This is a genomic window from Nocardia glycosmidis, from assembly GCF_052545115.1.
Window position 1 is genome coordinate 157,063 of sequence record NZ_JBQWRH010000011.1, and the last position, 21,147, is coordinate 178,209.

18 protein-coding genes and 1 tRNA gene are annotated in these 21,147 nt (G+C 68.1%); 10 read left to right on the top strand and 9 right to left on the bottom strand.

Features of this window, described 5'->3' with window-relative positions; all coding sequences use genetic code 11:
* Positions 1-286: 286 nt before the first annotated feature.
* Positions 287-610 (top strand): DUF6191 domain-containing protein, encoded by a 324-nt coding sequence (locus tag ACT86A_RS16105; protein WP_445092943.1) that lies wholly within the window; start codon positions 287-289, stop codon positions 608-610.
* Positions 611-826: 216 nt separating this feature from the next.
* On the opposite strand, the gene ACT86A_RS16110 is transcribed toward ACT86A_RS16105, so the two are convergent.
* From ACT86A_RS16110 to ACT86A_RS16120, 3 genes are all read right to left on the bottom strand, one after another.
* The gene (locus tag ACT86A_RS16110; protein ID WP_445092944.1) at positions 827-2,170 is read right to left on the bottom strand and encodes an NtaA/DmoA family FMN-dependent monooxygenase; all 1,344 of its coding nucleotides are present in this window, start codon (positions 2,168-2,170) and stop codon (positions 827-829) included.
* Positions 2,170-3,510 carry an LLM class flavin-dependent oxidoreductase gene (locus tag ACT86A_RS16115; RefSeq protein WP_445092945.1) on the bottom strand — a complete coding sequence of 447 codons (1,341 nt, stop codon included), beginning with the start codon at positions 3,508-3,510 and terminating at the stop codon, positions 2,170-2,172. Before ACT86A_RS16115 ends, ACT86A_RS16110 begins: the two co-directional genes overlap by 1 nt.
* A 270-nt stretch (positions 3,511-3,780) precedes the next feature.
* On the bottom strand, positions 3,781-4,713 hold the full coding sequence (locus tag ACT86A_RS16120) for a LysR family transcriptional regulator (protein WP_445092946.1): 933 nt from the start codon (positions 4,711-4,713) through the stop codon (positions 3,781-3,783).
* Between the two features lie 299 nt (positions 4,714-5,012).
* On the opposite strand from ACT86A_RS16120, the gene ACT86A_RS16125 reads away from it, so the two are divergent.
* From ACT86A_RS16125 to ACT86A_RS16160, 8 genes are read left to right on the top strand one after another with little or no spacing between them, the layout of a single operon-like run.
* Entirely contained in the window at positions 5,013-6,647 is a 1,635-nt protein-coding gene (locus ACT86A_RS16125) for an ABC transporter substrate-binding protein (protein ID WP_445092947.1), read from the top strand.
* A 10-nt stretch (positions 6,648-6,657) separates the two neighbouring features.
* The gene (locus ACT86A_RS16130; RefSeq protein WP_445092948.1) at positions 6,658-7,683 is read left to right on the top strand and encodes an ABC transporter permease; all 1,026 of its coding nucleotides are present in this window, start codon (positions 6,658-6,660) and stop codon (positions 7,681-7,683) included.
* Positions 7,680-8,564, top strand: a complete 885-nt coding sequence (locus ACT86A_RS16135) for an ABC transporter permease (RefSeq protein WP_445092949.1) — start codon at positions 7,680-7,682, stop codon at positions 8,562-8,564. The genes ACT86A_RS16130 and ACT86A_RS16135 overlap by 4 nt, the downstream gene beginning before the upstream one ends.
* Positions 8,561-10,228 carry a dipeptide ABC transporter ATP-binding protein gene (locus ACT86A_RS16140; protein WP_445092950.1) on the top strand — a complete coding sequence of 556 codons (1,668 nt, stop codon included), beginning with the start codon at positions 8,561-8,563 and terminating at the stop codon, positions 10,226-10,228. The genes ACT86A_RS16135 and ACT86A_RS16140 overlap by 4 nt, the downstream gene beginning before the upstream one ends.
* A complete protein-coding gene (locus tag ACT86A_RS16145; protein ID WP_445092951.1) occupies positions 10,225-11,526 on the top strand; it encodes an acyl-CoA dehydrogenase family protein in 1,302 nt (433 codons plus the stop codon). The genes ACT86A_RS16140 and ACT86A_RS16145 overlap by 4 nt, the downstream gene beginning before the upstream one ends.
* Positions 11,523-12,788 (top strand): acyl-CoA dehydrogenase family protein, encoded by a 1,266-nt coding sequence (locus ACT86A_RS16150; protein ID WP_445092952.1) that lies wholly within the window; start codon positions 11,523-11,525, stop codon positions 12,786-12,788. Before ACT86A_RS16145 ends, ACT86A_RS16150 begins: the two co-directional genes overlap by 4 nt.
* A gap of 24 nt (positions 12,789-12,812) precedes the next feature.
* The gene (locus ACT86A_RS16155) at positions 12,813-13,844 is read left to right on the top strand and encodes an aldo/keto reductase (protein ID WP_445092953.1); all 1,032 of its coding nucleotides are present in this window, start codon (positions 12,813-12,815) and stop codon (positions 13,842-13,844) included.
* A 1-nt stretch (position 13,845) separates the two neighbouring features.
* Positions 13,846-15,183, top strand: a complete 1,338-nt coding sequence (locus tag ACT86A_RS16160; RefSeq protein ID WP_445092954.1) for an NtaA/DmoA family FMN-dependent monooxygenase — start codon at positions 13,846-13,848, stop codon at positions 15,181-15,183.
* A 78-nt stretch (positions 15,184-15,261) separates the two neighbouring features.
* Here the strand turns inward: ACT86A_RS16160 and ACT86A_RS16165 are convergent, their stop codons facing one another.
* From ACT86A_RS16165 to ACT86A_RS16190, 6 genes are all read right to left on the bottom strand, one after another.
* A complete protein-coding gene (locus tag ACT86A_RS16165; RefSeq protein WP_445092955.1) occupies positions 15,262-15,540 on the bottom strand; it encodes a hypothetical protein in 279 nt (92 codons plus the stop codon).
* A gap of 97 nt (positions 15,541-15,637) precedes the next feature.
* A complete protein-coding gene (locus ACT86A_RS16170) occupies positions 15,638-16,699 on the bottom strand; it encodes an LLM class flavin-dependent oxidoreductase (protein WP_445092956.1) in 1,062 nt (353 codons plus the stop codon).
* A 26-nt stretch (positions 16,700-16,725) separates the two neighbouring features.
* Positions 16,726-17,808, bottom strand: coding sequence for an acyl-CoA dehydrogenase family protein (locus ACT86A_RS16175; RefSeq protein ID WP_445092957.1), 1,083 nt, complete (start codon positions 17,806-17,808; stop codon positions 16,726-16,728).
* Between the two features lie 757 nt (positions 17,809-18,565).
* Positions 18,566-18,973 carry a type II toxin-antitoxin system VapC family toxin gene (locus ACT86A_RS16180; protein WP_445092958.1) on the bottom strand — a complete coding sequence of 136 codons (408 nt, stop codon included), beginning with the start codon at positions 18,971-18,973 and terminating at the stop codon, positions 18,566-18,568.
* Positions 18,970-19,179, bottom strand: coding sequence for a hypothetical protein (locus tag ACT86A_RS16185; protein ID WP_445092959.1), 210 nt, complete (start codon positions 19,177-19,179; stop codon positions 18,970-18,972). Before ACT86A_RS16185 ends, ACT86A_RS16180 begins: the two co-directional genes overlap by 4 nt.
* A gap of 309 nt (positions 19,180-19,488) precedes the next feature.
* Positions 19,489-19,562, bottom strand: a tRNA-Pro gene (locus tag ACT86A_RS16190).
* 464 nt (positions 19,563-20,026) lie between these two features.
* Between ACT86A_RS16190 and ACT86A_RS16195 the strand changes: the two genes are divergently transcribed.
* Complete coding sequence (locus ACT86A_RS16195) at positions 20,027-20,695, top strand: cyclase family protein (RefSeq protein ID WP_445092960.1); 669 nt, start codon at positions 20,027-20,029, stop codon at positions 20,693-20,695.
* Positions 20,696-21,147: the final 452 nt, after the last annotated feature.

Sequence of the window (21,147 nt, forward strand, 5' to 3'; positions counted from 1 at the left end):
CGCGCGATCCCGGCAGCGGCACCGATCGGACGAAAACGGTGATCGGTGGTGGCCGGCAAGCTCCTCATACCGACAACCATCGGCCCCGCCACTGCAAAGAACCTGCGCACCGGCTGGGAGAAAGCTGAGAGCTGCTGATCGACACCGCCGCAATAGCTTTCATCGATCACGGACTTATCAAGGATCTATACTGCGGATGGGGCGGATCGTGTCGTGGAAGCCCGCATCGGCCATGTTGCGCTGAACGCCAGGGCGCGGCGAAATCGGGGAATGTCAGGGAGCGGAAATGGGCTTTTGGCTTGGATTGGCCGGAATAGTCGGAGTCTTCGTCGCGCTCGATCGAGTGGCGGTATGGGCCGAGAACCGCGGCTGGATCCATTGGCGCCGCATGGGTGGAGGTAATGGTGGCGCGGGACTGTTCAATGCCGCCCAAACCTTGATCAACCCCTCGAACCGCCACCTGGTCGAAGAGCAACATCGCATGCAGATGACCCGCCGCACCGAAAACGCCGATGGCGCACCGTTCGTCATCGACACCGACCGCGGCGTCATCCAGATACAGAGCGCACCGACCGAGCCGGCGACCGGTGACGGACACCGCCGTCCATAGGGAGTCGGCAGCAAGGTGACCACCGAGGACAGCGGCGACGCCGCTGGATCGACGAACAACCCCGGGGCCGGCACCGGAAAGACTCAGGACTCCAGCGATGGGAGCAACTACTCCGGAGACAGCGGGCTCAGCGTCGGGGCCGGCGGTCTCGGCGTGGGCGTCGCCCCGTAGGGAATCACGCCGTACGCCGAGCCCCCTCGAGGGCAGCGCACCGGCCTACATTCCGGTAGCGGAGACGGGCTCGCGGGCAAAGGAATTCGCGGGCTCGGGCAGCCCGAGGTGACCGCGCAGGGTGGTGTGCTCGTACTCGTGGCGGAACAGTCCGCGCTTGCGCAGCTCGGGCACCACTTGGTCGACGAAGTCGGTGAGATAACCGGGCAGCACGGCGGGGGTGATAGTGAAGCCGTCGATGCCGCCGGTGCGGAACCACAGCTCGATGTGGTCGGCCACCGTCACCGGAGTGCCGATCACCAGGCGGTGCCCGCCGAGGAATTCGGTGAGCAGTTGCCGCACAGTGTGTCCGGTCTCGAGGGCGTATCCGGTGATCGCGGCGAAGAAGCCCTGCGGGCCGATCCGGCCTTCGGGCAGCGTGGTGAGCCGGTGTGGCAGCGGCGAGTCGAGGTCGAGTTCCACGTCGGGGTAGCCGAGCCAGCGGGCGAGCTGGCGCGCCGGCGCGCTGTCGGGGTGCAGGCGGCCCTGCAACTCATCGAAGCGTGCCCTGGCTTCGGCCTCGGTCGCGCCGATCACCGGGACCAGCCCGGGCAGAATCCGGATCGCGTCCTTGTCGCGGCCGAAAGCCGCTGCGGCCGAGCGGATCTCGGCGGAGAACGAACGCGAGGCGGACAGACTCAGCTGGGTCGTGTAGATCGCCTCGGCGTGCGCGGCGGCGAACGCGCGGCCCTGTGGGGAGGCGCCGGCCTGCACCAGGACCGGGCGGCCTTGCGGCGAGCGCGGCACGTTCAGCGGTCCCGCCACCGAGTAGAACTCGCCGCGATGCTCGACCGCGTGCACACGGTCGGCATCGGCGAACCGGCCGAGTGCCTGGTCACCGATCACCGCATCGGATTCCCAGCTGTCCCAAAGCTTCTCGGTGAGGCCGACATACTCGCCCGCCCGCCGGTAGCGTTCGTCGCGCTCGGGTAGTTCACGGATGCCGAAGTTGCGTGCCGCGGCGGGCTCGAAGGTGGTGACGACGTTCCAGCCCGCTCTGCCGCCGCTGACGTGGTCGAGCGACAGGATTCTTCGGGCCAGGTTGTACGGCAGGTTCAGCGAGGTCGTCGCGGTGGGGATCAGTCCGATGCGCTCGGTCGACACGGCCAGCGCCGAGGTGAGCAGGATCGGGTCGAGGGTGGCCGCGGGCGCGCGGGCGATCCCCGGCTGCTGCACCGGGATGTCGGGGAACAGCAGCCCGTCGAGGGCGCCGCGTTCGGCCTCGACGGCCACTCGCTGATAGTGCGACAGCTGGATGAACGCGTCGGCGGGCAAGGCCGGTTCGAGCCAGGCGGCCGGGTGGTAGCCGGCGCTGCCGACATTGACGAGGAAATGCAGTCTGCGTGCCATCAGGCAGCCCCTTCCGCGGCGGTTCCCCGGTAGCCGGGGATGGGCAGTCCGAGGTGACCGCGCAGGGTGGTCGCCTCGTAATCGGTGCGGAACACCCCGCGCTCGCGCAGGATCGGCACGACGCCGTCGACGAAGTCGTCGAAACCGCCGGGCAGCACATCGGGCATCAGGTTGAAACCGTCGGCGATGCCCTTGTCGACCCAGTCGATGATCGCGTCGGCGATCTGTTCCGGTGTGCCGGTGACGATCCGGTGGCCCGCGCCGCCACCCAGCCTGCGCAGCAGTTGCCGCACGGTCAGGTTCTCGCGGTGCGCCAGGCCGAGCGCGATCTTGTAGAACGTCTGCGAGCCGCCTGCTTCGTCGGGGTCAGCGAGCAGGTGCCACGGCAGCGGACCGTCGAGGGTCAGGTTGTCGCGATCGACGCCGAGCTGGCTCGCCAACCGGTCGAGCGCGTACTCCGGGGGCACCAGTTCGGCGAGCAGTTCCCTGCGTTGCGCGGCTTCGGCCTCGGTGGAGCCGATCACCGTGGACAGGCCGGGTAGCACCAGGATGTCCTCGGCACGGCGACCGTATCCGGCGGCGCGGACCTTGACGTCGCGGTAGTACTCCCCCGCCTCGTCCTCGGTTTGGGCGGCGGTGAAGATCACCTCGCCGACCCGGGCGGCCAGTGTTCGGCCGTCCTTCGACGCGCCCGCCTGCACGACCACCGGTTCGCCCTGCGGCGAGCGCGGCACGTTCAGCGGGCCCGCCACGTCGAAATGCGGGCCGCGGTGATCGGCCCGGTGGATACGCGCCGGGTCGGCGAAACGGTGGGTGGCCTTGTCACCGATCAAAGCGCCGGGCTCCCAGCTGTTCCAGAGCGTGCGCACCACCTCGACGAATTCGGCGGCGCGTTCGTAGCGGGCGTCGTGCGCCGGTTCGGCGTCGAAACCGAAATTGCGGGCGGCGTCGGCGCCCGCCGTGGTGACGACGTTCCAGCCGGTGCGACCGCCGCTGAGCAGGTCGAGCGAGGCGAAGCGGCGGGCCACGTCGTAGGGGTCGTTGTAGCTCGACGAGAGGGTGGCGATGAGTCCGATGCGTTCGGTGGCCGCGGCGACGGCGGCCAGGATGACGGTCGGTTCGAGGCTGTTGAACGGCCGGTATCGGATGTCCTCCCGGATGGCGGGGCCGTCGGCGAGGAAGATCGCGTCGAAGGTGGCCGCCTCGGCGCGCTGCGCGATGCGCACGTAGTGGTCGAGCGTGAAAGAAGCCGCCGGATCGGTGCCGGGGAAGCGCCACGATCCGCCGAATACTCCCGCGTTGAGAATGTTGACGTTGAGATGCACCTGTCGCCGGTTCATGGCTGTTGCTCCTCGGCGCGGCCCGCGCTCGACGCCGGCGTGTCGGCGAATGCGACCTCATCCGGGGCGGGCACGGTCTGTGCTGGTGTCACGGTGGTCATTCGGGTGTCACTTTCCTGGTCGCGTCACGACCGACGTCAGCGATCGGACGTATATCTGTGCCGCCCACCGGAATCCGCCTACAAAGGCGTCCTGGGCATGGTGCAGGGGTTATCGAGAAATTCGCGATTCAGTATCGGAGCGGCCCGCATTGCCGAACGTCGCCCACGACTATGACGCCAATTGCTCGGGTGCGGCGATGCCGCGCAGCGCGCGGATGGCCGCACCGATGGCCGGCCGTTCCAGCGCGGCCTGCCGGTAGGTCACGCCGACTTGCCGCGACCCGTCGGTGACGGTGCAGGCGATCAAATGCCGGTACTCCGGCGGAACCGACATCTGCGGTACCACCGCGACACCGAGCCCGTGGTCGACGATCTCGGCCATCCCGGCGAAGCTGCCGCTGCGGTGCTCGATACGCGGGGCGAAACCGGCTTGGCGGCAGGCATACAGCACCGACACGATCGACGGCGCCCCGTCGCGAGCGGTGATCCAGTCCGCATCGCGCACCGCGGCCAAGCCATACTGACGTGCCCGTTCCCGCAGGCCCGGCGGGGCCAGCAACACCAGCGGATCATCGAAGAGGAACTCCGAGGACAGCCCGAGCGGCAGGTCGCGAGCCCGGAACGAATACGAGTAGGTGATCGCGATATCGACCTCCTGCTGGCGCACCGCGGGCACCGAATCCACTGGCCTCAGGTCCACCACCCGCACCCGCAGACCGGGATGCTCGTTCATCAGCTTCGCGGCGGCGGGCAGCGCAAGGCGGGTCTGCGCGGTACGGAAGGTGGCCAGGGTGAGTACCCCGGTGATCGCCTCCGCGGTCGCGGCCACCGCGCTCTCGGCCTCCTCGAGGGCGGCGATGACACGCGAGGTGTAGTCCACCAGCACCCGGCCCGCGTGGGTCAGGCGCAGCACCCGGCCTTCGCGCCGGGTGAGCACGGTGCCCACTTCCTCCTCCAGGATGCGCAACTGTTGCGACACCGCCGAGGTGGTGATTCCATGCAATTCCGACACCGCGGTCATGGTGGTTCGCTCCGCGAGATCACGCAACAGGACCAGACGTCGAATGTCGTACATGAATTCCTCGCTTCGATCGGTTGGCATCCCGATATCCCCATACTCGCCACTGACGACATTCCAGGAAATCCTTACGATCAGCGCGATTCTGTGCAGTTCCGCTGTGCCGATCGGGCGACGGCCACATGCGGGTGCGGGTCGAGACCCGCGGGCGTGTCGAGCACGTTCAGTTTGTGTGCACCTCCGAACGCTCTGATTGTTAAGACAAACTTCAATATCGGTGTAGTCATTCTTGGCGATCCGAAATCGCGGAATGCGACGGTTGCGGACCTAATCTCCGGAGTACACCCGTCACCATCCGCTTCGACGAAAGATCCACCACCGCAATGAGGAATATCCGATTCCGCAGGCTCCTGGCGTCCGGCACCGTGGCCATCGCCCTCGCGTCGGCGCTCGCCGCCTGCGGTGGCGCGGCGGCGCCAGGAGAAGCAGCAGGCGACCCCGTGTTCGGCGGCACACTCCGGTTCTACGACCCGATCGAGTACACCGCCTGGCTGCCGACGAATTCGATCTGGTCCAACAGCCAGGTCGCCAACAACCTCGCCGATCGCCTCACCTGGCAAGATCCCAAGACCGGGCAGATCAAGCCCTGGCTGGCCGAGTCATGGGAGATCAGCCCCGACAAGCTGAAGTACACCTTCCGGCTGCGCAAAGGGGTGACCTTCAGCAACGGCGACCCGGTCGACGCGGCGATCGTGAAGGCCAACTACGACCAGCACGCCCTCGGCGACAAGACCCTCGGCATCCCGCCGGACCGGTTCTTCTCCGACTACCAGGCCGCGACAGTGATCGACCCGCTGACCATCGAGGTCGCCTTCACCAAGCCCAATGCCGGCTTCCTCCAGGTGGCCTCGTTCTATCGGGTCGGTTCCATCCTGGCCAAGCCGTTTCTGGAGAAGGATCTCAACGGGCAAGGGCAAGTGAAGAACTGGATCGGATCGGGTCCGTTCGTCGTGGAGTCGGTCGACGGCAACAACGGCATCACCCTCACCCGCCGTGAGGATTACAACTGGGCGCCGGAAGGATCGGCTCACCAAGGCAAGGCCTATCTCGAGCGGGTCGTGTTCAAGACGGTGCACGAGGCGGGCACCCGCGTGGGGGCACTGCAGTCGGGTGAGGCGCACATCTCCCGCAACATCACCCCCGACGACGAGGAAACGGTGACCGCAAACGGCGGCCGCATCGTGGCCTTCCCGGTTCAGGGACAGACGAACAAGCTGTCGGCGCAATTGGATTCGAATTCTCCGATCCGGGAGAAAGACGTTCGCCTCGCGCTGCAGGCCGCCACCGACCGCGCCGAGATCAACAAGACGGTCCTCTCGCCCAGCTACCCGATCCCGACGTCCATCCTGGTCGACGGCACCCCATCCCGCGGTGACGCGCGCAGGTACCTGAACTACGACCTGGCCAAGGCGAATTCGCTGCTCGAGGGCGCGGGCTGGAAGAAGGGCAACGACGGCATCCGGGTCAAGGACGGCAAGCGCCTCCAGTTCGACGTGTGGGTGGCCCCGGTCTACCAGGTGTCGCAGCCGGTGCTGGAGCTGCTGCAATCGCAGTGGAAGAAGGCGGGCGTCGACGTGGTGATCCGCAGCGTGTCGCAGACCGAGTACGACTCGCTGCGCAACAACCGCCCCGACAACTGGTCCCTGGTGCAGAACCAGACCTCGCGTGCCGAGGCCGATGTGCTGCGTACCGCGTTCGACAGCACCGCGCAGAACGAGTTCTTCGCACCCGCCCCCGACCAGACCCTCGACAATCTGGTGCGCGCACAGGCCTTCGAGTTCGATCCGGCCGCGCGCGCCAAGGCGGTGCAGGCGATCGAGGACCGCGTGTTCGGCGAGGGCTACGCGATTCCGCTCTACGACGAGACCCAGGTCTTCGGCCTGGCGCCGACCGTGCACGGGTTCAGCACCGAGTCCACGGCCCGCACCTGGCTCTACGACACCTGGATCACCAAGTAGGGACGGGCAGATGCGTAACTATGTCTTACGGCGGCTGCTGCAGGCGGTACTGGTCCTCTGGGCCGCCTACACCCTGTCGTTCCTGTTGCTCAGTGCACTGCCGGGTGATTCGGTGACCAACCGGATCCAGAACCCGGAAGCGCAGATCACGCCGGAGGCCGGTCGGCAGTTGCTCGAGTTCTACGGGCTCGACCGGCCGGTGTGGGAGCAGTACCTGCGCGCGCTGTGGGCGCTGCTGCACGGTGACCTCGGCTTCTCACTCACCACCGGAAAGCCGGTGACGCAGGCGGTCGCCGACGCCCTGCCCTCGACGTGGACGTTGACCGTCCTGGCGCTGGTATTCGGACTGGTGTTCGCCGGGATCGTCGCGGTCGCCGCCAACTACGCGCCGTGGGCGTGGCTGCGCGGGGTGTTCGATTCCGCGCCGGCCCTGTTCGCCTCGGTCCCGACCTTCGTGGTGGGTGTCCTGGCGCTGCAATATCTTTCGTTTCGCTGGCACCTGATCCCCTCGGTCGACAACGGCACGCTGGTCGCGCTCCTCGCACCCGCGGCGACCCTGGGGCTGATCGTGGCCGCGCCGATGGCCCAGGTGTTCGCCACCTCGGTGCGCACCACCCGGCAGCGGCCGTTCGTGCACGTGGTGGCGGCCAAGGGTGCGGGTGAGGGCTACATCTTCCGCAAGGACGTGCTGCGCAACTCCTCCCTGCCGGTGCTCACGCTGCTCGGCCTGGCATTCGGTGAGCTCATCGCCAGTTCGATCGTGACCGAATCGGTGTACGCACGTCAGGGCATCGGCCAGCTGACCGTGGTCGCGGTCGACACCCAGGACCTGCCGATTGTCCAAGGGGTGGTGCTGCTGTCGACGGCGGCTTACGCGCTGGTGAATCTGGCGGTCGACCTGGCCTATCCGTTCATCGATCCGCGGGTGCTCGTGGACGGGCGCACGCGCCGGGTCACCGGCTCCCGCGTAGTGCACCGCAAGAAGATCGTCGCGCCCGTGCCGCGGCGCCTGCCTGCGGAGGTGGTGATGCCATGACGGCGGTCGAAATTCCCGAATCGGTTACCACACCGACCGATCCGCCGGGCGAAAGCCGAAATACGTTGTCCGCGTTGCACTGGACCCGCAAGAACTGGAGTGTGGTGCTGGCGGCGGTGGTCGTCGGCACAGTGCTGCTGTGGGCGATCGTTCCGCAGCTGTTCACAAGTTTCGATCCGCTGGCGGTGAATCCGGCGCAGAAGCTGAAACCCCCGTCGGCCGAACACTGGTTCGGCACCGACCACCTCGGCCGGGATCTGCACGCCCGGATCGTTTACGGCGCGCGTGCCTCGCTGCTCGGCTCGGCCATCGCCGTGCTGGTCGGCGTGTTCGTCGGTTCGCTGCTCGGTGCGGTGGCGGGCTGGTTCGCCGGGTTCCCCGACAGCCTGGTCATGCGGCTCATCGACGTGGTGCTGTCGATCCCCGGTTTCCTGCTCGCGATCACCATCGTGGTGCTCCTCGGCTTCGGTGTCTGGCAGGCCGGTATCGCCGTCGGGCTGAGTTCGGCGGCGACCTTCGCCCGGCTGCTCCGTTCGGAAGTGGTCAAGGCCCGCACCAGTACCTACGTCGAAGCGGCCACCACCAGCGGCGCGTCGACGGCCGCCATCCTGCGGCGGCACGTGATCCCCAATTCGATCGGGCCGACGGTCGCGCTGATCACCGTGCAGTTCGGCATCGCGATCATCTGGATCGCCTCGCTGAGTTTCCTCGGTCTCGGCGCACAACCGCCCGACCCGGAGTGGGGCCGTCTGGTGTCCGACGGCCGCAACTACATCGCCACCCGCGGCTGGCTGACGCTGTGGCCGGGTCTCACCCTCGTCGCGGTGGTGCTGGCGACCAATCGCCTGTCCCGTCACCTCACCAGGAGCACCTCCGCATGAGCGTCGCTTTTGAAACAGACAGTCCAGCAACAGAAAGTCCGGCAGTGCAATCCGTCGCCTTGCCGGTGTTGACGGTCGCCGACCTCGAGGTCGGATACCGAGTGCGTGACCGGCTCGTCCCGGCTGTGCACGGCGTCTCCTTCGAGGTGCCCGCAGGCCAGGTGCTGGCCCTGGTCGGCGAGTCCGGCTCCGGCAAGTCCACCACCGCGCACGCGGTACTCGGGCTGCTGCCTGCCAACGGGTCGGTGACCGGTGGCACCATCACCTTCCGCGGCCAGGTCCTCACCGAGCTCAGTGCCAAAGGCTGGCGGTCGGTCCGCGGCCGGGCGATCAGTCTCATCCCACAGGATCCGACGGTGTCGCTCGATCCCGTTCGGCGCGTGGGCCACCAGGTCGAGGATGTTCTGCGCCTGCACACCGACCTCGATACCGAAGCCCGCCGCCAGCGGGTCCACGAACTGTTCGAACTGGTCGGCTTCACCGATACCGAGCGCCGCTACCGGCAGTATCCGCACGAGCTGTCCGGCGGCATGCGTCAGCGCGTGCTCATCGCCGCCGCCGTCGCGGCGGAGCCGGAGCTGATCATCGCGGACGAACCGACCTCGGCGCTGGACGCGACGGTGCAGAAGCAGGTGCTCGACCTGCTCGACGAGGTCCGCAAGCGCACCGGGACCAGCGTGGTGCTGGTGACCCACGATCTCGGTGTGGCCGCCGACCGCTCCGATCTGATCGGGGTGCTGTACCAGGGCAGGCTGGTCGAATTCGGGCCGACCGCGCAACTGGTCGCCGCGCCCCGGCACGCCTATACCCGGCGCCTGCTCGACAGTGTGCCGTCGCGGCGGCCGTGGGTGCGCGACCGTCCGCCGGTCGCGGTCACGAACGAGACCGTCATCGACGTCGAGCAGTTACGCAAGGACTACGGTGGCGTGCCCGCCGTGGACGATATCTCGTTCCGGGTGCGGCGCGGCGAAACCTTTTCCATCGTCGGCGAATCCGGCAGCGGCAAGTCGACGACCGCGCGGGTGCTGACCGGGCTCACCGAGGCGGATTCGGGGCGGGTTCAGCTGCTCGGGACCGATATCACCCGGCTGGGTCGCCGGGAGTTCCGGCCGCTGCGCCGCGACGTACAGATCGTGTATCAGAACCCGTATTCCTCGTTCGATCCGCGTTTCGGCGTGTACGACGTGGTGGACGAGCCGCTGCGCTCGTTCGAACCGCGGCGCGGCATCCGTCGTGGCAGGCCGAACCGGGATCGGGTGGTGGCTGCCCTCGAGGCGGCGGCGCTGCCCGCCGATTTCGTCGACCGTCATCCGCGGGAACTGTCCGGCGGGCAGCGTCAGCGGGTGGCGATCGCCCGGGCACTGGTGGTGGAGCCGAAGGTGATCGTGCTGGACGAGCCCATCTCGGCGCTGGACGTCTCGGTCGCGGCGCAGATCCTGGATCTACTGCGCGGCCTGCAGCAGGACCGAGGCTTGACCTACCTCTTCATTTCCCACGATCTGGCCGTGGTGCGGGCGATCTCCGATCGCGTGGCGGTGATGCGGCAGGGCCGCATCGTCGAACAGGGCACCGTGGATCAGGTCTTCTCTTCTCCCACCGACGATTACACCGTTCGACTGCTCGACGCGATCGCCGGCCGCGACCTCATCGGAGGACTGTCATGACCACTACCACCACTGCCCCCGCGTCCCTGGACGAGGCGCTGGCCCGCATCCGGGCGGTCCTGGCCGAGTTCGCGCCGGGCACCGGCGAGCGCGATCTCAGCTTCGAGCACCCCGACGAGCTGATCCGGTCGCTGGCCGACGCCGGTTTCGGCCGGTTGCGGGTGCCGGTGGAGTTCGGCGGTTTCGACGTCGATCTGCCGACGCTGGTCGCCGTGCTCGCCGAGGCCGGCCAGGCCGACTCCAACATCCCGCAGATCTGGCGCGGTCACTTCACCACCACCGAGATCCTGCGCGCCGAAACCGACCCCGTGGTGCGCGAGCACTGGTTCCGGCGCATCGGCGAAGGCGCGGTGTTCGGCAACGCGCAGTCCGAACCCGCGGCGCTGGTCGCCGCGGCCGCGCCCGCCGAGGGCGAGTCCGGCCGCTGGGGAGCGATCACCACGCGAGAGCACATCGGTGCCGACGGGACGCGCGTGGTCTCGGGCACGAAGTTCTACTCCACCGGCGCGCGATTCGCCGACTTCATCCGCACGGCCGTCGCCGACGACGACGGCAACCGCCGCTTCGTGGTGATTCCGGCCCGCCACCCCGGCGTCACCCATGCCGACGACTGGGACGGGATCGGTCAGCGCCAGACCGGTAGCGGCACCACTTATTTCGTGGACGTACCCGTCGCGGAGCACGGCGACGTCGGCCGCCATAAGGAGTCGTTGCGCGGCCTGGATTCCTTCGTCCAGATCGTGCACCTGGCCAACCTCACCGGAATCGCCCGCAGCATCGTCGCCGAGACCGCGGCGATCGTGCGCGCCCGGACCCGCACGAGTCTGCACGCCCTCACCCAGACCGCCACCGAGGACCCCGACATCCTGTCCGTCATCGGCACCCTGGAGACGCGCAGGCTCACCGCCGAGACACTGCTGCGCCACGCCGCCGAACAGCTCGAGGCCGCTCACCGCGCCGGTGACGAAGCCGCCTACGCCCGCGCCTACCTCGACACCTCGGCCGCCCAGATCGCCATCATCGAAGCCGTACTCGATGCCGCGACACGGGCTTTCGACGCCGGCGGTTCCTCCACGGTGCGCAACAGCGTCCACCTGGACCGGCACTGGCGCAATGCCCGCACCCTGGCCTCTCACAATCCGGTGGTCTACAAGCCGCGCGTCCTCGGCGACTTCGTGCTCAACGGCAACATCCCGGTGCCCGGCTACTACCGTCAGCGACCCTCCCACACCGACACCGGCCCGGCGGACGCCGGCGCGACGCGCACCGCCGACGCGCCCTCGGACGGCGCGCGATGACCACCGCACACCTCGATCGGTCCGGCGACGTGAATCACGATCGATCGCCTACCGACAACAGCATCGAGCAGCCCGACACGGCTGCGGCGGTCACCGTGGCCGGGATCAGGTCCGCGACGGCGCCGATCCTGCGCAGGCTGGGCGACACCGCGCGAGTGCGCGAGCAGACGCGCGATTACGCCTTCGCCGACGTGCGCGCGCTCGCGGAGGCCGGCGTCACGCTGACCGGTATCGCGGTGGCCGACGGCGGGGCAGGCGGCTCGCTGCGCGAGGTCACCGAGCTGGTGATCGAGATCGCCCGCGCCGATTCCAGTGTGGCGCAGGCACTCCGGGCCAGCTTTTTGACCGCGAACCAGGTGGCGAGCAGGCCGGACCTGCCGCACCGGGCGCTGATCCTGCAGCGACTGCGCAATCGGGAACTGTTCGCGGGCACCTCCAACGAGCGCACCGGCGCAGCCAGCGGCGAGGTCACTGCCACCGCCCGCCGCGACGGCGAGGACTGGGTGATCGACGGCGCGAAGTACTACTCGACCGGCGGCCTCTACGCGCACTGGTTCTCGACCCAGGCGCGCACCGAGGACGATGAGATCCTGCGGTTCACGGTGCCGTTGGATCGCGCCGGAGTGCAGCGGCTCGATGACTTCGACGCGGTCGGCCAGCGTCTCACCGCCAGCGGCACCACCCGGTTCACCGGCGTGCGGGTATCGGCCGACGAGGTCATCCCGGCGCCGGAGACCGAACCCGACAACCCGTGGCAGGGCTCCTTCGCCCAGCTATATCTGGCCGCTATCCAAGCGGGGATCGCGGCGCGGGCGCGCGACGACGCGGTCACATTCGTGCGCGAGAAGGCCCGCCCGATCAAGCACAGCAGCGCGACCAGCAGCGTCGAGGACCCCTACGTCCGCCAGACCGTCGGCGAGATCGCCGCCCGTGCGCTCGCCGCGCGGGCGGTAGTGTTGCTGGCCGCCGAAACCCTCGAGGACGTACGCGGGCGCACCGGCGCGGATGCCACGACAGCGGCCGCCGCGGCCGCTGTCGAGATCGCCCAGGCGGGCGTGATCGCCATCGAATCCGCCTTGACCGCGGCCGGACTCGTCTTCGACGTGGGCGGCGGGTCGATCACCGACCGCGGCCTCGGCTTCGACCGGCACTGGCGCAATGCGCGCACCGCGGCCAATCACAATCCCCGCCAGTGGAAGCAAGCCGTCGCCGGCGCGTTCCACCTGACGGGCGAGCAGCCCCCGACCACCGGCCTGTTCTGAACCGACGAGAGAAAGAAGCACCTGATGAGCTACGGCGCCTACGACCTGACCTACACCGCCGCGGAGGGACGCTACGAGAAGATCCCCTACCGCCGCACCGGTAACTCCGGTCTCGACCTGCCCGCCTTTTCCTTCGGTCTGTGGCAGAAGTTCGGCACCGACTACCCGTTCCAGACGCAGCGCGAGATCATCCTGCGCGCCTTCGATCTGGGCATCACCCATTTCGACAATGCCGACCGCTACGGTCCCCCGCACCGCGCGGCGCAGAAGAATTTCGGCCGCGTGCTCGCCAAGGACCTCGGCCCTTACCGGGACGAGATCATCCTGTCCACCAAGGCGGGCAATCCGATCGGCCCGAGCCCCTACCTGCGCGGCGGCTCCCGTAAGTCCATCCTGGCCTCCCTCGACCACAGCCTGCGCGACCTCGGCACCGACTACGTCGACATCTTCTACCACCACAGCCCCGACCTCGACACTCCACTGGAGGAGACCGTCGGCGCTCTGGTCAGCGCGGTGCAGCAGGGCAAGGCGCTCTACATCGGTATCTCCAACTACCTGCCCGATCGCACCCACGAGGTCGCCGAGCAGCTGCGCGCGGCCGGTGTGCCACTACTCATCCATCAGGCCAGGTACTCGATCTACGACCGCCGGCCCGAACAGAACGGCCTGCTCGACACCGCCGCCCAGGACGGCTTCGGCGTGATCGTCTACTCCCCACTGGCCCAGGGCCTGCTCACCGACAAGTACCTCGAGACCATTCCCGACGGCGCCCGCGCGCAGAACAGCACGTTCCTGTCCCCCGACGTGATCGATGAGACCTACCGGCAGCGCACCACCGCGTTGAACAAGATCGCCGAGGCCCGTGGCCAGTCGCTGGCCCAGCTGGCGCTGCAATGGGTGCTGCGCAAGCCCGAAGTCACCTCGGCGCTGATCGGCGCGAGCTCGGTCGCTCAGCTCGACCACAACACCGCGGCCCTGACCTTCCCGGACTTCACCGCGGAGGAGCTCGCGCTGATCGAGGAGCACGGCGTGCACGGAACCGGACTGAAGCTCTGAGATGACCGGATTCCACCTGAACCTGTCCCTGCTGAGCCCGGGACATTTCCGCCACGCATGGCGACTGGATCACGCCGATCCGCTGGCCTATCTCGACATCGACTACTTCCAGCGGCTGGCGAAGATCGCCGAGGCCGCCAAGATCGACGCGGTCTTCCTTGGTGACAGCCCCGCGCTGCGCGGGGAGATCGAGGAGGCGCCCGGCACCGGCCTCGACCCGCTCGTGCTGCTCGGCAACCTGGCCGCGGTGACCGAGAACCTTGGGGTGGTGATCACCTCGTCCACTACCTACAACTCGCCCTACAATCTCGCGCGGCGATTCCAGACGCTCGATCACGTGACCAAGGGACGGGCGGCCGTCAATGTCGTCACCACCGGAACATCCGCCGCCGCAGCCAATTTCGGCCTGGCCGAGCATCCCGACCGGGCGACCAGGTACCGGCGGGCCTGGGAATTCCTCGACGTCGTCACCCGGCTGTGGGACAGCTGGGACGCCGACTGGCTGATCGCGGACAAGGCGAGCGGCCGCTACGCCGACACCGGCAAGATCCATCGGATCGACCACGAGGGCGAGTTCTACTCGGTGGCCGGGCCGCTGCCGGTGGCACCGGGACCGCAGGGACGACCGGTGATCGTGCAGGCGGGTGGGTCCGAGGGTGGCTTGCAGCTCGCCGGTGACTTCGCCGACCTCGTGTTCACCGTGGCCCAGACCCAGGCCAAGGCGGTCGCATTCCGCAACGACATCCGCCGGCGCGCGGCGGCGGCCGGGCGTCATCCCGACGATGTGAAGATCTCACTCGGGGTGGTGGTGCTCGTCGCGGCTACCGAGGACGAGGCCCGCCGGCGCGAACGGCAACTCTACGACCAGTTGCCGATCGAGCGGCTCACCGCGAACCTGCTGGCCAACCTCGGGTTGCCGACGAACGCGTTCGGGCCAGACGATCCGATCGGCCTCGCCGATCTGCCCGAATCCATCCCACCCGAGGCGTTCTCCACCGGTTTCGGCGTTTCGACCAGAGCGCTGATCGCCGACGGGCCACGCACTCCGCGCGAGCTGATCCAGCTCGGCGCGGGCGGCTCAGGCCACCGGCTGCTGGTCGGCTCGCCCGAACAGGTCGCCGACGATCTGACCTCATGGTTCCACGCGGGCACCGCCGACGGATTCACCGTCATGCCCGCCGAAACCGCCGTCGACCTGGAGAACTTCGCCACCTTGGTGGTCCCCATCCTCCAGCAGCGCGGCCTGTTCCAGACCGACTACACAGATCCCACCCTGCGCGGACGTTTCGGACTACCGCACCCTCGTCAGGCACGCGAACGCACCCGCGCCTCCGCCTGACTCGCCCGCGAACACCCGGCCCATCGGTGCAGCACCGGTGGGCCGGTTCGCTGTCCGAAACCGGGATCGGCTCCGTCGCTAAGGTGGTGTGGCACAGCTGTGTTCGGGCATCGGGCAGTCCTGACTCGGCGCCGGCGCCCGGTCGACGGGCGGCTTGCGTGACAGCGGTATCAGTGCGGCGGCGGCCAGCATCGATGCCGAGCCGAGGGCGACCAGGAACCGCCAGTCGCCGAGCCGGGCGGCGGCCAGCGGCGCGCCGGCGCGGGAGAGGGCGATCGGGACTGTCATCACGGCGAGGATGCCGGCGAACCGAGATACGCCGAAGCTGTCGGCGACAATCGACGGGCGAGCGATCACGCTGGTGCCGTAGCCCGCGCCGAAGGCACCGCGATCAGCCGCAACCGGCGGCTCGGGTCCGGCCCGGCCGACAGCACGGCGGCTATGCTGTCCGCGCTCACTCCCCGAGCAACGGCAACAGCTGGGAACCCTGGCGCTCGATCTCCCTCAGGTACGGGGTGTCGGACAGCACGAAGTGGGTGATGCCCAGATCACGGTACTTCCGCAGCGATTTGGCGACATCCTCGGCGGAGCCGACCAGCCAGGTGGTGCCCGCACCGCCGCCACCGTATTTGCCGGGCGCGGTGTAGAGATTGTCGTCCAGCACGTCACCGCGAGCGGCCAGGTCGAGCAGTCGCCGCTGTCCGACGGCGGCGCGGCGGTTCGGATTCTGTTCGCCCACGCGGTTCTTCGCCATCTCGCCGACCTTCGCCTCGGCATCGGCCCACGCCTGCTCGGTGGTGTCGCGAACGAGCGTGGTGACGCGCAAACCGAATTCGAGCGCCGCGTGTTCGCGTCCGAGTTCAGAGCTCAGCGACCGCAGTCGTTCGATGCGCTCGCGAAGCCCGTCCAGGGGCTCACCCCAGAACAGCTGGACATCGGCCTCGGTCGCCGCGACCCGCTCCGCGGCCGCGGAGGCGCCACCGAAGTAGAGCGTGGGGTGGCGGCGGTCGCCGCGCGGGACGATCCTCGGCACGACCGTGGAGTCGGTGACCTGGAAATGCTCGCCCCGATAGGTGACGTTCTCCTCGGTCCACAGCCTGCGAACGAGCTGGAGGAATTCCTTGGTGCGCGCGTAACGATGGGCCTGGTCGCCCTCGCTATCGCCGTACGCGCCCAGATCGTCCTGGCCCGAGACGATATTCACCCGCACCCGGCCGCCGGTCAGGTGATCGAGCGTAGCCGCGGCGGAGGCGAAGTTCGCCGGGCGCCAGTAGCCGGGCCGGATCGCGATGAGCGGCTCGAAGGTCGCCGTCCGGGCAGCCAGCGCCGCCGCCACGGTGAGCGTGTCCGGCCGGCCCCAGCCGGTCCCGAGCAGCGCCCCCTTCCAGCCGTGTGCCTCCAGCGCCTTCGCCTGCGCGGTGAGCGTATCGAGGCTGTTGTGGTCGGCGGTCACGGGCTCGCCGCGGTGACCAGCAGTGTCCTGATTGGGGATATACCAGAGGAATTCGAGACTCATGCCGGGTAGATTCCGTTCGGTGGTGATCAGCGAGCCAGCTGGGCGAGCTGGGCGCGCCGGACATCGGTGGTCTGTCCCTGAACCAGGACGAAGAGAGCGGAGCGGGCGTGCAGTTGCGCGGTATCGTCGCCCGCGAGGCCACGGCCCGCTCGCGCGATGAGCAGCGCGCGGGTAATCGCCGAGAGCGCTTCGCCGCTGGCGACTTTGGTGGCCAGGCGCTCGTCGAGGCGATGCGGGCCGCCGCCCACGGACATGGCTTCGTCAGCGAGAGCGTAGGCAGTGGCACGGATTTCGGCGATACGCGGCCGCCAGGCAGCCGCGACGTCGACGGCGAGCGGCCGGCCGGTGTGCTCCAACTCGGTCAGGACGGTCTCGGCGAGACCGAAGTGATGGGCCCGCGCGTCGCTCGCGGTGCCGATATCGGCGAATCGTGCTTGGTCGAGACTCTCCGTGCCCAGCACATTCTCGTCGGGGACGAACACCTCGTCCAGCCGGACGCGCGCTGTCCGGCTGCCCGCCACGGCGCCGAGTTCGAGTGGTCCAGCGCTGCGGGTGCGTTCATTCACCGGTACCAGCGCGGTCACCACGGTCTCGGTGTCCGGCTCCACGGCGGCCACGATCAGCGCGGCATTGAGGCCCCATCCGCTGACCCAGGAGAGAGTGCCGTCGAATACCCAGCCACCCGCGGACTTGCGGGCGACGATGAAGTGATCCGGGAACCGCCGCACATCACTGACGCCCGCGCCGACGAGCACCTCACCGCGCAGGATCTGTTCGGACAGAGCGGACAACGACAGCCCCGCGCCACGGATGGCGGCAATCCGCCCCATGAGCGGTGCGTGCTGCGCCCACACCAGCCAGGTGTTGAAGCAGGCGCCCGCGATGATCTCATGCAGCCGCCGGTCGGTGTCGCGGTCGATCGCCAGTCCGCCGAACTCGCGCGGCGCCAGGTGATTGAGCAGGCCGAGCGCCCGCAGCTCTCCGATCCGCTCGGCGGGTACCCCGTCCCGATCGGTCGACAGCGCGGCGGGGCGCAACACCTGCTCGGCGTACTCCCCCACCCGAGCGAGGAACGAATCGGAGTCGGAGATCCTGCGCGCTGCCGTCACCTCGACATCATCACTCCTGGCGGCGACCGAAAGCCGTTCCCTGCCGACGCCCCACGCCCCACGCCACCGCCGAGACCTGCGGTGATGCGGCACGGCCAGAGATAAATTCCCGCAGAGCGAGAAGTCGGGCTACCACTGTCATAGGCCCCAACACGGAAGATGCCCGACCCGACCGACGGATCAGCACCGAACAACTCCAAATGTGCCTCACCGGCTCCGCACCCGCCCCCAGCACCACACTGTTTCAATTCGCCACCGAGATACCCGCGGCAATCCTCGCCCGCACACTCGGCATCGGCGTCGACTCCGCCGTCCGACGGCAACAAGCCTCGGCCGGAGACCGACCAACTACGCCACCGCTGGCACATCCACCAGGATCAGCACAATCTAATCATTGGACCGCACGCTACGGCCGCACCGAAACTTGCCTCATGCCACCCATCGAACCCTCTACCGTTGAACTGCACCGTGATCCACTGCCGCTGCGCGGTCGAGTCGCTGTGGTCACGGGAGTGCCCTCTCTGCCAGACTGATGAGAGTGTTGCGACGACCGCGTGAACCCAAGTGGTCGGAAGGGGTTTCGTGTGTCGGGCTGACAGGATTTGAACCTGCGACCACTTGACCCCCAGCTATCCCCGACTCGCATCCGAGCACGTCACGCACGGTACGCATCCGGCGCGGAGACTTCTAAAGCGCTGGCCGTGCAGGCATGTTCATAGCGTGTGGTCCCAAGTTGGTCCCAAGTCCGCAACGCGAATCAGGGCACGAGGAGCAGCTGGCCGGCCTTCGACTGGACGATGGAGAAGTGTTTGCGGTCCAGCGTGGCGACGGCGGTGATCGGGAACCGTTCGGCTACGGCGACAACGGAAGCGTCCACCGTGCCCAACGGCAAATCGGAGTACTTGTCCAAGAGTTCACAGATCCGCTCGAGGTCGGCGGATGTCATCTCCACGACGGTGAACAGCCCGTTGGCCACGTCCCGAACGAACTTCAGCTCGGTCGCGGTGCCGCGGCGGCTTTCCAGCAGGAGACACACCTCGGTGAATACGGGTGCGGGCATGAGCAGCGGGCCGGGAGCGTTCTCGAGCAGTTCCCGGCAGACCGCGTGTTCATTGTCTCGGTTGTTCATCAGGGCCACGAGCGGCCCCGTGTCGACAACGATCACTCAGCCGTACCCCGGTCGAGTTCTTCCCGAACGATCTCCTTCGCCCGTTCCGCCAGGTCGGGCTCCCCGCTGAACGTCCCTGTGCAGCTGAACTGCCGACGAGCTGTCGGGCGTACCAGCTGGCGGAGGAACGCTGTCGCGGCCTGCACCTGGTCGTCGGGCACGGCTTCAGCCAGCCGAACGAGTTCCTCATGAGTGGCGCGCATGCTGACCAGTGTAGTTCCGACGCATCCCACCGCAGACAGCAGCGACGTCGCCGGGTGGTTCTGTCCAGTTTTCTGGACACCGGGCGGTGGCGCTTGCGCCTCCACCCAGGGCAGGCCGGTGGCCTGCCCTATCGCGGTTGCTCACGACGCCGAACGGCGGGCCTCAGGTACCCGAACAGCTGGCCCGCATGGGACCGGACCATCCCCACCAAACCGCCGATGGTCCCAAATTGGTCCCAAGACTGCGGGGGGTTGTGGTCGAATAACAGCAAATCCCCTCCGGCCCAGGTCGGAGGGGATTTTTGTGAGTCGGGCTGACAGGATTTGAACCTGCGACCACTTGACCCCCAGTCAAGTGCGCTACCAAACTGCGCCACAGCCCGTTGCGTCCGCTTCGCGGGCGCTCGACGAGATTACCGCACGAGCCGGGTAGGGAGCTAATCGCCTAGTCAGGGTGGGTTCGGGTCGGTCGTTCGAGCGGGTCTGGGTGCGCCCGTGGGCGCGCAACGAGAGTTCGGCCAGCGTGCGCACTGTTGGTCAACTGCGAGGGCGGTGGGGTCAGGGGACCGTCGCCGCTTCACGACCGGATCGATGACGATCGATTACCCGAAGCGCTTCGCCGGTGCCGATCGAGTGCTGCCGTGATCGTGCGTGGGCTGGGCGCCATCGCACCCGCTGAAATCCAGACGAGAACGCCGAACGTGAACATTGTTCGCTACCGCCACCGAATCCGCCGACTGTTGCTGGGCACCCCATTCGAGTCGGCGCGCGCACCTCATCGATATCGGCCCGGTCGCCGGGACGCAAGTTTGCCGCTCAACCCGGATCGGTAGGTACGGTCTCCAGCATGAGCAGGGCGATGGTGGAGTTGTCCCATCCGATCTCGGATGGCATGCCCACCTGTCCGGGGCTGGCTGGGCCGCGAGTCAGCACGGATATTTCGCGTGATCAGTCGCGGCTGATCGACATGACCTACAACATCACGCGTGTCGACATGGTCGGCAACACCGGGACTTTTATCGATGCGCCCTACCATTTCCACGCCGATGGCGCCGATATCGCCGAGCTGCCGCTGGAACGGCTGTTCAACGTCCCGATCGTGATGATCCGCGCCGTGGGGATCCGCTCGGTGGGACCGGATGTGCTCGGCGATCCGGCGCGGTTATGGGGCAAGGCGGTGCTCGTACACACCGGATGGTCGGCTCGGTGGGGTTCGCCCGCGTACCGGGACTCCGGGTATCCGTTCTTGGTCGGTGAGGTCGCGGATACGCTGGTCGCCGCGAACGTGGCAGTGGTGGGAATCGACTCGCTCGACATCGATGACACGTCCCTTCCGACGCGGCCGTGTCACCACGCTCTGCTCGGTGCGGGGATCCCGATTATCGAGCAGATGACGAACCTGGACGCGGTCCCCGATGCCGGCGCGTGGTTGGTCGCACTACCGGCGCCCGTGCGTGGGATGGGCTCGTTTCCGGTGCGTGCAGTCGCCTGGACCGATCACGGCGGCGGTCACTGACGTGCTTCAATCGGCGCCGGCACGGCATCCGGGCTAGCTGTTCGGATCGACCGCTCATAGGCGTCGTGAACGTCGGCTCGGGCGCGCTCGTCGCCTCCGCGTCGGGCAGCACCTGGATCAACGGCAGCTCGTGTGGCATCAGCGTGGTCACATCGTCGGGACAGGCCGCCACGAGCGCGGGGGCGGCAACCGCGCCGCCGCCGAGTTTCGATCGCCGTGAACTGCCTGGCACGAGAACAGTCCGAGCGGGCGGATCACGGGGTCTGCCAAGTTGTCGAACCAGACTTCGACGTCGGGGTTCGTGCGCCGACCGGGCAGAACCGGTAGACCGTCCGGACGACGAACGGTGCCGGTCGCTGCTGCGGATTCCACCTCTGAACCAACCGCCGAACAGGTACGTTCTTTCGGGAGAGCGCTGCACCGATGATGCGGTGACGAGTCGCGAGTAGCGG